Here is a 12,190-nt window from a genome sequence, read left to right as displayed (position 1 = left end):
GTCACGGTCCGTGCCGCTCGAGGCCGCACACGCCCTCGCGCCCGTCGGTCTCGGGCTGCCCATCCGCGAGTACCTGCTCGCGGGGCTGACGGCGGCCGTCGTCACGTTCCTGCTCACCGGCCTGGTGCGCGTCCTCGCGCTCAAGGCCGGTGCGGTGGCGTGGCCGCGCAACCGTGACGTCCACACGACGCCGACGCCGCGGTGGGGCGGGCTCGCGATGTTCGGTGGCGTGCTGGCGGGCATCGGGCTCGCGTTGCAGCTGCCGGCGTTGCGGCTGGCGTTCGACTACTCCGACGACGTCCTGGGCGTGGTCATCGCGGCCGCGCTGATGTGTGCGGTCGGGGTGCTCGACGATCGTTGGGAGCTCGACGCCCTCACCAAGCTGGCGGGTCAGATCACCGCGGCGGGGGTGCTGGTGCTGTTCGGTATCCAGTGGGCGGTGTTCTGGGTGCCGTGGGGCGGGGGCGGGGAGAGCTCGGGCTCGCTGCTGATCCTGGGGCAGGGCCAGGGCGTGCTGCTCACCGTGCTGCTGACGGTCGCGCTGGTCAACGCGATGAACTTCGTCGACGGGCTCGACGGGCTGGCGGCGGGTGTCGGCATGATCGCGGCCGCGGCGACCGGGGTGTTCGCGATCGGGCTGGTGCGTCAGAACGGCAACGATCCGTCGGCGTACTCGCCGGCGCTGCTGGCCGCGGTGCTGGCAGGGGCGTGTCTGGGCTTCCTGCCGCACAACTTCAACCCGGCGCGGATATTCATGGGCGACTCCGGGTCGATGCTGATCGGGCTGCTGCTCGCGGCGGCGACCACGGGGGCGTCGGGAAAGCTGCCGATCAGCGTCACGACCGACGGGACCGACATCGTGGCGCTGTTCGCGCCCGTGATCGTCGTCGCGGCCGTGATGTTCGTCCCGCTGCTGGACCTGCTCATGGCGGTGATCAGGCGGACGCGGGCGGGGCTGAGTCCGTTCTCGCCCGACAAGATGCACCTGCACCACCGGCTGCTGGAGATCGGGCACAGCCATCGACGCGCGGTGCTGCTGATCTACCTGTGGGCGGCGATCGTGGCGTTCGGTGCCGTGGCCCTGGCGTTGGTCGACGACCCGACCGTCGTGCTGTGGGCGGTGGGCGCCGGGATCGTCGTCGCGGTGGTCGCGACGCTCGTTCCGCGCGACCGCGCGCTGGCCGTGCTGCGACGCGGCTCACCGACCCGGCCCTGACCTGCGCGGCGAGTCGCGGGTACACGCCGTAGGAGTCGTCGTCCTCACAGGTCAGGGGGGTGCGGCGGGTGAAATTTCCTGTGATAGCGTCCGTTTTCGAGACCGGTCGCCGGGTGGGTCCGTCCGAGCTTGTGAAAGTATCCACAAGCTCGCGGAGGGCACGACGGCGTCGAGGCGAGGACACAGGTGGACAGCAACAGTCCGCAGGGCCCCCAGGGCCCCGAGCTGGGCGATCTCCTGTCGATGGGCTTGACCATCGCGCTCTGCGTGATGGCCGGTTTCGGACTCGGTTGGCTGGTCGACCGGCCGTTCGGGACGTTCCCCGTGTTCGCGTTCGTGGGGCTGCTCCTCGGAGTGGCAGCGGCCGCAGGGCTCGTCTATCGACAGTTCAAGAGGTTTCAGTGACGAAACGAGGGCTAGCTGTGACCCAACGAGACGGGGTGAGACATCCATGACGACGGCAGTCCCAGGCTACGTGCCCCCTGTCAGCCGGGCCACCTTCCGGCGTACGGCCATCGCGGGCGTCGCGCTCGCGATCGTCGTCGTCGCGGTGTGCGTGCCCCTGGGCTACGGCCTGTTCGCGCTCTTCGGGTGCGTGGGTATCGCGCTCGGAATCATCAACTCCGCCTTCGCGATGGGGTCGGTCGTGCGCTTCTCGCACGGCAGCGCGACGCCGTCGAAGGCCAAGTTCTCCGGCGGCGTGCTGCTTCGCCTCGCCGTCATCACCGTCGTCGCGTTCGGCTGTGCGCTCCTGGTGCGTCCTTACGGGATCGCCGTGTTCGGGGGGCTCGCGGTCTTCCAGCTGCTGGCGACGGTGAGCTCGATCCTGCCGTTGATCAAGGAGATCCGACAGAAATGAACGTTGAGGTCCTCGCGGCCGAGGGCGAGATCAAGCCCGGAGAGCACTGGACAGGGTCGCTTTTCGGCCTGACCGTGAACCTCGACACGATCATCGGCACGCTCATCGCCGCGGTGATCGTCTGCGGCCTGGGCTACTACATGGCCCGCCGCGCGACGAAGGGCCGGCCCTCGGGCCTGCAGGTCGCCTTCGAGGCGCTCACGGGGTGGATCCAGGGCCAGATCCGCGACGGGATGGGCCTGCGGGCACCGCGCGGGGTCGTCGGGCTGTGCATCACGCTGTTCGTCTTCATCCTGACGTGCAACTGGCTGGCCACGCTCCCGTCCGAGCACTGGATCCCGCCGCCCACGTCGGACGTGAACCTCGTCTACCCGATGGCGCTGCTCGTGATCATCTGGGTGAACGTGGCGGGCATCCGGAGGAAGGGCGCCGGGAACTACTTCGGCCACTTCACCAAGCCGTACGCGTTCCTCGCTCCGATCGAGTTCATCACCCAGTACTTCTCGCGTCCGCTCTCGCTCGCGCTGCGGCTCTTCGGCAACATCTTCGCCGGCGGGATCATGGTCGCGGTCATCGGGCTGATGCCGGCGTACGTGCTGTGGGCGCCCGAGGCGGCCTGGAAGCTGTTCGACATGTTCATCGGCGGCATCCAGGCGCTGATCTTCACCCTGCTGACCCTCATCTACTTCACGGAGGCCGTCGGCAGCGAGGCCGACGAGCACGCGCACTAGCGCGTCCGTCCCGTACCGAGCACAACAAAAATCCTGCCCCGACGCACGACTCGCGCCGCGTGACGGCGCGGTACGAGAGAGCACGAGGAGAGTCATGAGCATTTCCTACCTGGCCCAGGAAGCTGCCAGCGGCGGGTCGAGCACGCTCGGCCTCGCGATGATCGGCGGTGGCATCGCCCTCGCCGGTGGCGCCATCGGCGCGGCGATCGGTGACGGTCTCGCCGGCGCCTCGGTCATCCAGGGTGTCGCCCGCCAGCCCGAGGCCGCCGGCCGCCTGAACACCACCATGTTCCTGATCATCGGTCTGGTCGAGGGCATGTACTTCATCAACCTGGCGTTCATGGCGCTGTTCGTCTTCGTCCTGGCGTGATCCGGCCATGACGACCGAGGTGCTGGCGCAGGAGGGTGGCGAGACCACCAACTTCCTGCTGCCCAACTTCACGATCGTCGTCGAGATCGTGATCTTCCTCCTCGTCCTGTTCTTCTTCTACCGGTTCGTCGTCCCGCCGCTGACCAAGGCGATGCGGGAGCGCGACGAGATGGTGCGCAAGCAGGTCGAGGAGCGCGACAAGGCCGTGCGCACGCTGCACGAGGCCGAGGAGCGGTACTCGAAGTCGCTCGCCGAGGCGCGCTCCGAGGCGACGACGATCCGCGACGAGGCCCGGGCGGACGCGCAGAAGATCCGCGACGGCATGCGTGCCGAGACCGACCGCGAGGTCGCCCGGCTGCGCGCCGAGGGTGAGGCCGAGCTGGCCGCCCAGCGTGCGCAGACCGCGACCGCCCTGCGTGCGGAGATCGGCGGGCTGTCGAGCGGTCTGGCGTCGCGTGTGCTCGGCCGTCAGATCGACGACGGGAGCCACCGCGCGACCGTCGACAGGTTCCTTGCCGAGCTCGAGCAGGGGCAGGCCAAGGACGCCGAGGGGGTCCGCTGATGGTGCACTTCATCGCTCAGCTCGTCGCCTTCGTCATCGTCCTGCTGGTGTTGTGGCGCTTCGTGTTGCCGGTCCTGTCGAAGATGGTCAAGGCCCGGCAGGACACCGTGCAGCAGCAGGTCGACGAGGCCGAAGAGGCGACGCGCAAGCTGAATGAGGCCCAGGGCAAGCTCGACTCGGCCGTGGAGGAGGCCCGCCAGGAGGCGGCCCGTATCCGCGACGACGCGCGTGCCGACGCCACCCGCATCCACGACGAGCTGGTGGAGCAGGCGCGCCAGGAGGTCGAGCGCATCAAGGCCCGCGGTGGCGACCAGCTCGCCGCCCAGCGGGACCAGGTCGTGCGTCAGATGCGCGCCGAGCTGGGTGCGCAGTCGATGGGGCTCGCCGAGAAGCTGGTCGTCGAGTCGCTGTCCGACGAGAGCGCCCGCCGCGCGTCGGTCGACGACTTCCTCGACGACATCGACCGCCTCGTGACCGACCGTGCCGGGCAGCCGGCCGGCGAGCACGCGGGTGCAGGGGGAGGAGCCTGATGGCCGAGTCGACGCTCGAGTCGACGCTGCAGTCCGCCAGCCGTGAAGCGCTGACGGAGGCCGTCCGCAGGCTCGACACCCACGTCGACGCGTCGGCGGGAGCCGACCTCGCGGTCCTCGGCGACGACCTGTTCGGCGTCCAGCACCTGCTGGAGTCCGAGCCGACGCTGCGCCGTCACCTGGCCGACCCGTCGGTCCCGGTGGAGTCGCGCACGGAGCTGGCCCGCAGGCTGTTCGACGGAAAGGTCGGCGCCGCGGCCCTCGGCGTCGTGACCGATCTGGTCGCGTCGCGCTGGTCGCGGTCGATCGACCTGGTGGAGGCGCTCGAGGCGCTGGCCCGCCGGGCCGTGCTCGGCGTGGCGGAGAAGGACGGCTCCCTCGACGAGGTCGAGGACCAGCTGTTCCGTTTCGGTCGCGTCCTCGACCGCGAGCCGCAGCTGGCCGCACTCCTCGTCGACCGGGCCACTCCGGTCGACAAGCGCGTGGGCCTTCTTTCGGACGTGTTGCGGGGCAAGGCTTCCGCGGTCACCGTGACGTTGCTGGAGCACGCCGTGCGGTCCCCGCGCGCGCTCGCTCTCGACCTCGTCGCGGGCCGGCTCGCCGAGCTGGCCGCGGCCCGCCGCGACCGGTACGTCGCCCACGTCCGTTCCGCAGTGGCGCTCACCGAGCAGCAGGAGCAGCGCCTGACCGAGTCCCTGGGCCGGCTGTACGGCCGTCCCATCTCGCTCCAAGTCGAACTCGATCCCGACCTCCTCGGTGGTCTCGTCGTCAGGGTCGGCGGCGAGCTGATCGACGGCAGCGTGGCGGGCAGGCTCGCCTCCGCACGCCGCGCGCTGCCGACCTGACCGGCCGACCCAACCGACGCGACGCGCACAGCGCGACCGACTGAAGAAAGACGAGAGCCATGGCAGAGCTGACGATCTCCCCGGAGGAGATCCGGAGTGCGATCTCCAGCTACGTCTCGTCGCTGGAGAGCCAGACCTCCCGCGAGGAGGTGGGCACCGTCTCCGACACCGGTGACGGCATCGCCCACGTCGAGGGTCTGCCCTCGGCGATGACGAACGAGCTGCTCGAGTTCGAGGGTGGCGTCCGTGGCGTCGCGCTGAACCTCGACCAGCGTGAGATCGGTGCGGTCATCCTGGGTGACTACGCCGGTATCGAGGAGGGCCAGTCGGTCCGCCGGACCAACAGCATCCTGTCGGTGCCGGTCGGCGACGCGTTCCTCGGCCGGGTCATCGACCCGCTGGGCGCCCCGATCGACGGCCTCGGCGACATCGAGGCCGAGACCGAGCGTGTCCTCGAGCTGCAGGCCGCGACGGTGGTGCAGCGGCAGTCCGTCAAGGAGCCGCTGCAGACCGGCATCAAGGCGATCGACGCGATGACGCCGATCGGCCGCGGCCAGCGCCAGCTGATCATCGGCGACCGCAAGACCGGCAAGACCGCGGTCTGCGTCGACACGATCATCAACCAGAAGGACAACTGGGCCAGCGGGGACCCGACCAAGCAGGTCCGCTGCATCTACGTCGCGGTCGGCCAGAAGGGCTCCACGATCGCGGGTGTCCGCCAGGCGCTGGAGGACTCGGGCGCCCTGGAGTACACGACGATCGTCGCGGCCCCGGCGTCCGACCCGGCCGGCTTCAAGTGGCTCGCGCCCTACACCGGTTCGGCGCTCGGCCAGCACTGGATGTACCAGGGCAAGCACGTCCTCATCGTCTTCGACGACCTGTCCAAGCAGGCCGAGGCGTACCGCGCGATCTCGCTGCTGCTGCGCCGCCCGCCGGGCCGTGAGGCCTACCCGGGCGACGTCTTCTACTTGCACTCGCGTCTGCTCGAGCGTTGCGCGAAGCTCTCCGACGAGCTCGGCGGCGGCTCGATGACCGGCCTGCCGATCATCGAGACCAAGGCCAACGACGTGTCGGCCTACATCCCGACCAACGTCATCTCGATCACCGACGGCCAGGTCTTCCTGGAGTCCGACCTGTTCAACCAGGGCGTCCGGCCGGCCATCAACGTCGGTATCTCGGTCTCCCGGGTCGGCGGTTCGGCGCAGGTGCGCGCGATGCGCACGGTGTCGGGCTCGCTGCGTCTGGACCTGTCGCAGTACCGCGAGCTGGAGGCCTTCGCGGCGTTCGGCTCCGACCTCGACGATGCCTCGGCGCGTGCCCTCGGCCGCGGTGAGCGCCTGGTCGAGCTGCTCAAGCAGGCCCAGTACTCGCCGTTCTCGGTCGAGGACGAGGTCGTCGCGATCTGGCTGGGCACGTCGGGCCAGCTCGACACCGTCCCGGTCCGCGACGTCGGCCGGTTCGAGACCGAGTTCCTCGCGCACGTCCACCGCAACCACCAGGCTGCGATCGACGACATCCGCGAGACCGGCAAGCTGAACGACGACAACGTCGAGCGGCTGCAGGGCGTGGTCGACGCGTTCAAGCGCGACTTCACCGCCTCCGACGGTTCCTCCGTCGTCGCCAACGACGAGCAGGCGCTCGACGAGGACGACGTCCAGCAGGAGACCGTGAAGGTCAACAAGCCGGCACCGGCTTCGAGCTGACGGGTAGGGACCGATGGCGGCACAGATCCGTGTGCTGCGGCGGCGGATCAGGTCGACGCAGTCCATCAAGAAGATCACGCGCGCGATGGAGCTCATCGCGACGTCGCGTATCGCGAAGGCCCGCGCGCGGGTCGAGCAGTCGCGTCCGTACGCCGAGCTGATGACCTCGGTCCTCAGCGAGCTGGCGTCGAACGCGGCGCTCGACCACCCGCTGCTGGTCGAGCGGCCCGACGCCAAGCGGGCCGCGGTGCTGGTGGTCACCAGCGACCGCGGCCAGGCGGGCGGCTACAACGCCAACGTGCTCAAGGAGACCGAGCAGCTCCGCTCGCTCCTGCGTGAGCAGGGCAAGGAGCCCGTGCTCTACGTGATCGGGCGCAAGGGCGTGAACTACTACCGGTTCCGCCGGCAGGCCGTCGCGCAGTCGTGGACGGGCTTCTCCGAGCAGCCCGAGTACATCCACGCGGCCGAGGTCGCCCGCACGCTCGTCGACGCGTTCATGGTCGGCAGCGAGGGGCGGACCGGTGAGGGCGAGGACGGCGTCCAGGGCGTCGACGAGCTGCACCTGGTCTACACGCAGTTCCGCAACATGGTGAGCCAGACGCCGCAGGCGCGGCGGATGGCGCCCATGGAGGTCGAGTACGTCGGCGCCGAGTCGTCGATCGACGCGGCCTCCGAGACCGAGACCGGCGGGGCCACAGGCGTGACGGCCGGTGAGGCGCGCGAGCAGTCCTCCGGCCCGAAGGCGCTCTACGAGTTCGAGCCCGACGCCGACGAGCTGTTCGACGCCCTGCTGCCGAAGTACGTCGGGGCGCGGCTGTTCGCGGCCCTCCTCGACGCCGCGGCGTCGGAGTCGGCCAACCGCCAGCGCGCGATGAAGGCCGCGACCGACAACGCGAACGAACTCATCCGTACCCTGACACTGGAAGCCAACCAGGCACGTCAGGCACAGATCACCCAGGAGATCAGTGAGATCGTCGGTGGCGCCGACGCTCTCGTGACCGCAGGAAGTGAGAGCTGATGACCGCCACCGCCGACACGCCCACCCAGGCCAGGACAGGCCGGGTCGTCCGGGTCACGGGCCCGGTCGTCGACGTCGAGTTCCCGCGCAACCAGGTACCGCCGCTCTACAACGCGCTCACCGTGCAGGTCGAGTTCGGTGACCTGGCGAAGACGCTGACCCTCGAGATCGCCCAGCACCTGGGTGACAACCTGGTCCGCACGATCTCGATGCAGCCGACCGACGGCCTGGTCCGCGGCCAGGAGGTCTCCGACCTGGGCCGCCCGATCTCGGTCCCCGTCGGTGACCAGGTCAAGGGCCACGTCTTCAACGCCCTCGGCGAGTGCCTCGACAAGCCCGACCTCGAGATCACCGGCGACCTGTGGGGCATCCACCGCAAGGCGCCCTCGTTCGACCAGCTCGAGGGTCGTACCGAGATGCTGGAGACCGGCATCAAGGTCATCGACCTGCTCACCCCGTACGTGCAGGGCGGCAAGATCGGCCTGTTCGGCGGCGCCGGCGTCGGCAAGACGGTGCTCATCCAGGAGATGATCACCCGTGTCGCCAAGAACTTCGGTGGTACGTCGGTGTTCGCCGGTGTCGGTGAGCGCACCCGTGAGGGCAACGACCTGATCACGGAGATGACGGAGTCGGGCGTCATCGCCGACACCGCGCTGGTCTTCGGTCAGATGGACGAGCCGCCCGGCACGCGTATGCGCGTCGCCCTGTCGGCCCTGACGATGGCCGAGTACTTCCGTGACGAGCAGAACCAGGACGTGCTGCTCTTCATCGACAACATCTTCCGGTTCACCCAGGCCGGTTCGGAGGTCTCCACGCTGCTCGGCCGTATGCCGAGCGCCGTCGGTTACCAGCCGACCCTGGCCGACGAGATGGGCGAGCTGCAGGAGCGGATCACGTCGACGCGTGGCCGGTCGATCACCTCGATGCAGGCGATCTACGTCCCCGCGGACGACTACACCGACCCCGCCCCGGCGACGACGTTCGCCCACCTGGACGCGACGACGGAGCTTTCCCGCCCCATCTCGCAGAAGGGCATCTACCCGGCGGTCGACCCGCTGACCTCGACCTCGCGGATCCTGGACCCGCAGTACATCGGCGACGAGCACTTCCGCGTCGCCAACGAGGTCAAGCGGATCCTGCAGCGCTACGCCGACCTGCAGGACATCATCGCGATCCTCGGTATCGACGAGCTCTCGGAAGAGGACAAGCAGCTCGTCGGCCGGGCGCGTCGTATCGAGCGCTTCCTGTCGCAGAACCTGCTGGTCGCCGAGCAGTTCACCGGCCAGCCGGGCTCGACGGTCCCGCTCAAGGAGACGATCGAGTCGTTCGACAAGATCGCCAAGGGCGAGTTCGACGACGTTCCCGAGCAGGCGTTCTTCCTCTGCGGTGGCCTCGAGGACCTCGAGAAGAACCGCAAGCGGCTGCAGGGCTGACCGGGGCGGAAAGGGCATCATGGCGGAGATGACGGTCGACCTCGTATCGGTCGAGCGGAAGATCTGGACGGGTCAGGCGTCGTTCGTGCTGGCCCGCACCACGGTCGGTGAGATCGGCATCCTGCCGGGCCACGAGCCGACACTGGCTCAGCTGGAGGAGGCCGGTGTCGTGCGCATCGACACCACCGACGGCCAGTCGCTGACGGTGGCGGTGCACGGCGGGTTCCTGTCCGTGACGCCGGACCACGTCTCGATTCTCGCGGAGTTCGCGGAGCTCTCCGAGGAGATCGACGTGGACCGCGCGCGGGCGGCGCTCGACCGGGCCGACGGCTCGGACGAGTCCGGGGCCGCGGCCAGGGCGCGCGCGGAGGCGCGGCTCAAGGCGGCCGGCGTCCAGTAGCGGGTAGCAGGACAGCACGGGCGTGGGAACGGTTGCGATCGTCGTCGGGATCGTTCTGCTGTGTGCCTGTCTGCTGCTCGGCTGGTTCGCCGTGCGGCGTGTACGACTCATGCGGGGCGGCGGCGTGGACCTGTGTCTGCGCCGCCGCCCTGCGTCGTTCGACGGGCGTGACGACGTGGCGGGCTGGCACTTCGGTGTGGGCCGCTACCACGGCGACGAGTTCGCCTGGCACCGGCTGACCAGCGTGCGGCTCGGCCCGACGCTGCGGATGGACCGCACCGACCTGCAGATCGTCGACCGGCGCGCACCCAGCGCGGTCGAGACCTACGCGATCCCGCACGCCACGTCGGTCCTGACGCTGCGCACCCACGGCGAGACCCTGGAGCTGGCGATGGCCCCCGGTGTCCTCACGGGCTTCCTGGCGTGGCTGGAGGCGGCCCCGCCCGGACGCATGACGGGCTACCGCCAGGCCTCCTGAGGGCCGCTCAGGCCTGCTCTGTGGCCGCTTCCGGGCCGCCGGGCTGCCACAGCACGTCCCCACCCGGGTTGGCGACGCGCCCGAGGATGAACAACAGGTCCGACAGCCGGTTGAGGTAGCGCGCGGTGAGGGGGTTGGTCCGGTCGGCGTCGGCCTCCAGCAGCGCCCACACCGACCGTTCCGCGCGCCGGGTCACGGTCCGGGCGACGTGCAGGTACGCCGCACCCGGGGTGCCGCCCGGCAGGATGAACGACGCCAGCTTGGGCAGGTCCTCGTTGAACTCGTCGCACCAGCTCTCGAGGCGGTCGACGTAGCTGTCGGTGACGCGCAGCGGCGGGTACTCCGGGTCGGGCACGATCGGTGCGCACAGGTCGGCGCCGACGTCGAACAGGTCGTTCTGGATCTGGCGCAGCGGCACGAGTACCCGGTCGTCCAGCCGGCCCACGGTGACGGCGACGCCCAGCGCGGCGTTCGCCTCGTCGGTGTCGGCGTAGGCCGCGAGCCGCGGATCGGTCTTGCGGACGCGGCTGAAGTCGCCCAGCGCGGTCGTCCCGTCGTCACCGGTGCGGGTGTAGATCCTGGTCAGGTGCACGGCCATGGTCCGACCGTAGCCGCCCGCGGCCCGGCGCAGCTGTGGCGGGGACGACATGCCCCGGGGTGGGGGCCGGGCCGCGGTGGGGCAGCCGCTAGCGTCGTCGGCCGTGGCAGAGCATTTCGCGGTCCGCGGCGGCGCCCGTCTCGACGGGACCGTCGACGTCGTCGGCGCCAAGAACAGCGTGCTCAAGCTCATGGCGGCAGCGCTGCTGGCCGAGGGCACGACGGTGCTCACCAACTGTCCGGAGATCCTCGACGTCCCGCTGATGGCCGAGGTGCTGCGCAGCCTGGGCTGCACGGTCGCCGTCGACGGCGCCACCGTCACGATCGACGTCCCCGCCGATCCGGGCGCCCAGGCCGACTACCGCTCGGTGTCGAAGCTGCGTGCCTCGGTGTGTGTGCTGGGTCCGCTCGTGGCCCGCTGCCGGCGCGCGGTCGTCCCGCTGCCCGGTGGCGACGCCATCGGCTCCCGCCCTCTCGACATGCACCAGAGCGGCCTGCGCAAGCTCGGTGCGACCACCGAGATCGAGCACGGGCGCGTCGTCGCCCAGGCCGACGAGCTGCACGGCGCCCAGATCTGGCTCGACTTCCCCAGCGTCGGCGCCACCGAGAACATCCTGATGGCCGCGGTCCTCGCCGAGGGAACCACGATCATCGACAACGCCGCACGCGAGCCCGAGATCGTCGACCTGTGCACGATGCTGCAGCGGATGGGCGCCAAGATCGACGGCGCCGGCTCCTCGACGCTCGTCGTCCACGGCGTCACCAGCCTCACCCCGGCGCACCACCGGGTCATCGGCGACCGGATCGTCGGCGCCACCTGGGCGTTCGCCGCCGCGATGACCGGCGGTCGCGTCGACGTCCGCGGTGTGGACCCGCACCATCTCGAGCTCGTCCTCGACAAGCTGGGCTCGGCGGGGGCGCAGATCGCTCCGCACGCCGACGGCTTCGCGGTGACGATGGACGGCCGCGCGCGTGCCGTCGACTTCGTGACGCTGCCCTACCCGGGCTTCGCCACCGACCTGCAGCCCATGGCGATCGCGCTGTCCGCGGTGGCCGACGGCACGTCGATGATCACGGAGAACGTGTTCGAGGGGCGGTTCCGGTTCGTCGAGGAGATGGTCAGACTCGGCGCCGACGCCCGTACCGACGGCCATCACGCGGTCGTGCGCGGGGTGGCGAAGCTCTCCAGCGCGCCGGTGTGGGCCAGCGACATCCGCGCGGGTGCGGGGCTGGTGCTCGCCGGGTTGTGCGCCGACGGCGAGACCGTCGTCTGGGACGTCGACCACATCGACCGCGGTTACCCGCGCTTCGTCGAGAACCTGCAGGGCCTGGGCGCCGACATCGACCGCGTCACGGTCGCCGGCGAGGGCTGAGCCGAACGGCGCATCCCCGGTCGCGCCGGCCCCCTGATCGTGCGACCTTGCGGATCACCCTGCGAGGAGGTCCGG

Annotated in this window: 15 protein-coding genes; 14 read left to right on the top strand and 1 reads right to left on the bottom strand. The window is 70.2% G+C overall.

The features are described 5' to 3' along the window. Positions 1-10: 10 nt before the first annotated feature. The 13 genes from PSU4_RS16515 to PSU4_RS16455 all read left to right on the top strand — a co-directional run bounded on the left by PSU4_RS16515 (position 11) and on the right by PSU4_RS16455 (position 10,145). A complete protein-coding gene (locus PSU4_RS16515) occupies positions 11-1,216 on the top strand; it encodes a glycosyltransferase family 4 protein (RefSeq protein WP_147109102.1) in 1,206 nt (401 codons plus the stop codon). Between the two features lie 186 nt (positions 1,217-1,402). Then, complete coding sequence (locus PSU4_RS16510; RefSeq protein ID WP_147109100.1) at positions 1,403-1,621, top strand: AtpZ/AtpI family protein; 219 nt, start codon at positions 1,403-1,405, stop codon at positions 1,619-1,621. Positions 1,622-1,667: 46 nt separating this feature from the next. Beyond that, a complete protein-coding gene (locus tag PSU4_RS16505; RefSeq protein WP_147109098.1) occupies positions 1,668-2,075 on the top strand; it encodes an ATP synthase subunit I in 408 nt (135 codons plus the stop codon). Continuing rightward, positions 2,072-2,806: a F0F1 ATP synthase subunit A gene (gene atpB, locus PSU4_RS16500; protein WP_147109096.1), complete on the top strand. Its 735-nt coding sequence runs from the start codon at positions 2,072-2,074 to the stop codon at positions 2,804-2,806. Before PSU4_RS16505 ends, atpB begins: the two co-directional genes overlap by 4 nt. 94 nt (positions 2,807-2,900) lie before the next feature. Further along, the gene (gene atpE / locus PSU4_RS16495; protein WP_013673846.1) at positions 2,901-3,176 is read left to right on the top strand and encodes an ATP synthase F0 subunit C; all 276 of its coding nucleotides are present in this window, start codon (positions 2,901-2,903) and stop codon (positions 3,174-3,176) included. Positions 3,177-3,183: 7 nt separating this feature from the next. After that, positions 3,184-3,738 (top strand): F0F1 ATP synthase subunit B, encoded by a 555-nt coding sequence (locus PSU4_RS16490; RefSeq protein WP_147109093.1) that lies wholly within the window; start codon positions 3,184-3,186, stop codon positions 3,736-3,738. Further along, positions 3,738-4,268 (top strand): F0F1 ATP synthase subunit B, encoded by a 531-nt coding sequence (gene atpF, locus PSU4_RS16485; RefSeq protein ID WP_147109090.1) that lies wholly within the window; start codon positions 3,738-3,740, stop codon positions 4,266-4,268. The genes PSU4_RS16490 and atpF overlap by 1 nt, the downstream gene beginning before the upstream one ends. Further along, positions 4,268-5,113 (top strand): F0F1 ATP synthase subunit delta, encoded by an 846-nt coding sequence (locus PSU4_RS16480; protein ID WP_147109089.1) that lies wholly within the window; start codon positions 4,268-4,270, stop codon positions 5,111-5,113. The genes atpF and PSU4_RS16480 overlap by 1 nt, the downstream gene beginning before the upstream one ends. A 59-nt stretch (positions 5,114-5,172) precedes the next feature. After that, the gene (gene atpA / locus PSU4_RS16475) at positions 5,173-6,816 is read left to right on the top strand and encodes a F0F1 ATP synthase subunit alpha (protein WP_147109087.1); all 1,644 of its coding nucleotides are present in this window, start codon (positions 5,173-5,175) and stop codon (positions 6,814-6,816) included. Between the two features lie 13 nt (positions 6,817-6,829). Continuing rightward, positions 6,830-7,834 (top strand): F0F1 ATP synthase subunit gamma, encoded by a 1,005-nt coding sequence (locus PSU4_RS16470; RefSeq protein ID WP_147109084.1) that lies wholly within the window; start codon positions 6,830-6,832, stop codon positions 7,832-7,834. Beyond that, a complete protein-coding gene (gene atpD, locus PSU4_RS16465) occupies positions 7,834-9,267 on the top strand; it encodes a F0F1 ATP synthase subunit beta (protein ID WP_147109081.1) in 1,434 nt (477 codons plus the stop codon). The genes PSU4_RS16470 and atpD overlap by 1 nt, the downstream gene beginning before the upstream one ends. A gap of 19 nt (positions 9,268-9,286) precedes the next feature. Continuing rightward, positions 9,287-9,667 (top strand): F0F1 ATP synthase subunit epsilon, encoded by a 381-nt coding sequence (locus PSU4_RS16460; RefSeq protein ID WP_147109078.1) that lies wholly within the window; start codon positions 9,287-9,289, stop codon positions 9,665-9,667. Positions 9,668-9,689: 22 nt separating this feature from the next. Continuing rightward, positions 9,690-10,145: a DUF2550 domain-containing protein gene (locus tag PSU4_RS16455; protein WP_147109075.1), complete on the top strand. Its 456-nt coding sequence runs from the start codon at positions 9,690-9,692 to the stop codon at positions 10,143-10,145. A gap of 7 nt (positions 10,146-10,152) precedes the next feature. Here the strand turns inward: PSU4_RS16455 and PSU4_RS16450 are convergent, their stop codons facing one another. Further along, the gene (locus PSU4_RS16450; RefSeq protein ID WP_147109072.1) at positions 10,153-10,743 is read right to left on the bottom strand and encodes a cob(I)yrinic acid a,c-diamide adenosyltransferase; all 591 of its coding nucleotides are present in this window, start codon (positions 10,741-10,743) and stop codon (positions 10,153-10,155) included. 103 nt (positions 10,744-10,846) lie between these two features. On the opposite strand from PSU4_RS16450, the gene murA reads away from it, so the two are divergent. Beyond that, on the top strand, positions 10,847-12,115 hold the full coding sequence (gene murA / locus PSU4_RS16445) for a UDP-N-acetylglucosamine 1-carboxyvinyltransferase (RefSeq protein ID WP_147109069.1): 1,269 nt from the start codon (positions 10,847-10,849) through the stop codon (positions 12,113-12,115). Positions 12,116-12,190: the final 75 nt, after the last annotated feature.

Source organism: Pseudonocardia sulfidoxydans NBRC 16205, from assembly GCF_007989085.1.
Classification (GTDB): domain Bacteria; phylum Actinomycetota; class Actinomycetes; order Mycobacteriales; family Pseudonocardiaceae; genus Pseudonocardia; species Pseudonocardia sulfidoxydans.
Note: the sequence above shows the minus strand (reverse complement) of the source record. Positions and strands in the feature narration are given on the sequence as shown.

Bases quoted from the DNA above. Each gene is read 5' to 3' on its own strand.
- PSU4_RS16490 (WP_147109093.1), top strand. From the start codon at position 3,184: ATGACGACCGAGGTGCTGGCGCAGGAGGGTGGCGAGACCACCAACTTC.
- atpB (WP_147109096.1), top strand. From the start codon at position 2,072: ATGAACGTTGAGGTCCTCGCGGCCGAGGGCGAGATCAAGCCCGGAGAG.
- PSU4_RS16470 (WP_147109084.1), top strand. From the start codon at position 6,830: ATGGCGGCACAGATCCGTGTGCTGCGGCGGCGGATCAGGTCGACGCAG.
- PSU4_RS16480 (WP_147109089.1), top strand. From the start codon at position 4,268: ATGGCCGAGTCGACGCTCGAGTCGACGCTGCAGTCCGCCAGCCGTGAA.
- PSU4_RS16460 (WP_147109078.1), top strand. From the start codon at position 9,287: ATGGCGGAGATGACGGTCGACCTCGTATCGGTCGAGCGGAAGATCTGG.
- atpA (WP_147109087.1), top strand. From the start codon at position 5,173: ATGGCAGAGCTGACGATCTCCCCGGAGGAGATCCGGAGTGCGATCTCC.
- atpE (WP_013673846.1), top strand. From the start codon at position 2,901: ATGAGCATTTCCTACCTGGCCCAGGAAGCTGCCAGCGGCGGGTCGAGC.
- atpF (WP_147109090.1), top strand. From the start codon at position 3,738: ATGGTGCACTTCATCGCTCAGCTCGTCGCCTTCGTCATCGTCCTGCTG.
- PSU4_RS16505 (WP_147109098.1), top strand. From the start codon at position 1,668: ATGACGACGGCAGTCCCAGGCTACGTGCCCCCTGTCAGCCGGGCCACC.
- PSU4_RS16450 (WP_147109072.1), bottom strand. From the start codon at position 10,743: ATGGCCGTGCACCTGACCAGGATCTACACCCGCACCGGTGACGACGGG.
- atpD (WP_147109081.1), top strand. From the start codon at position 7,834: ATGACCGCCACCGCCGACACGCCCACCCAGGCCAGGACAGGCCGGGTC.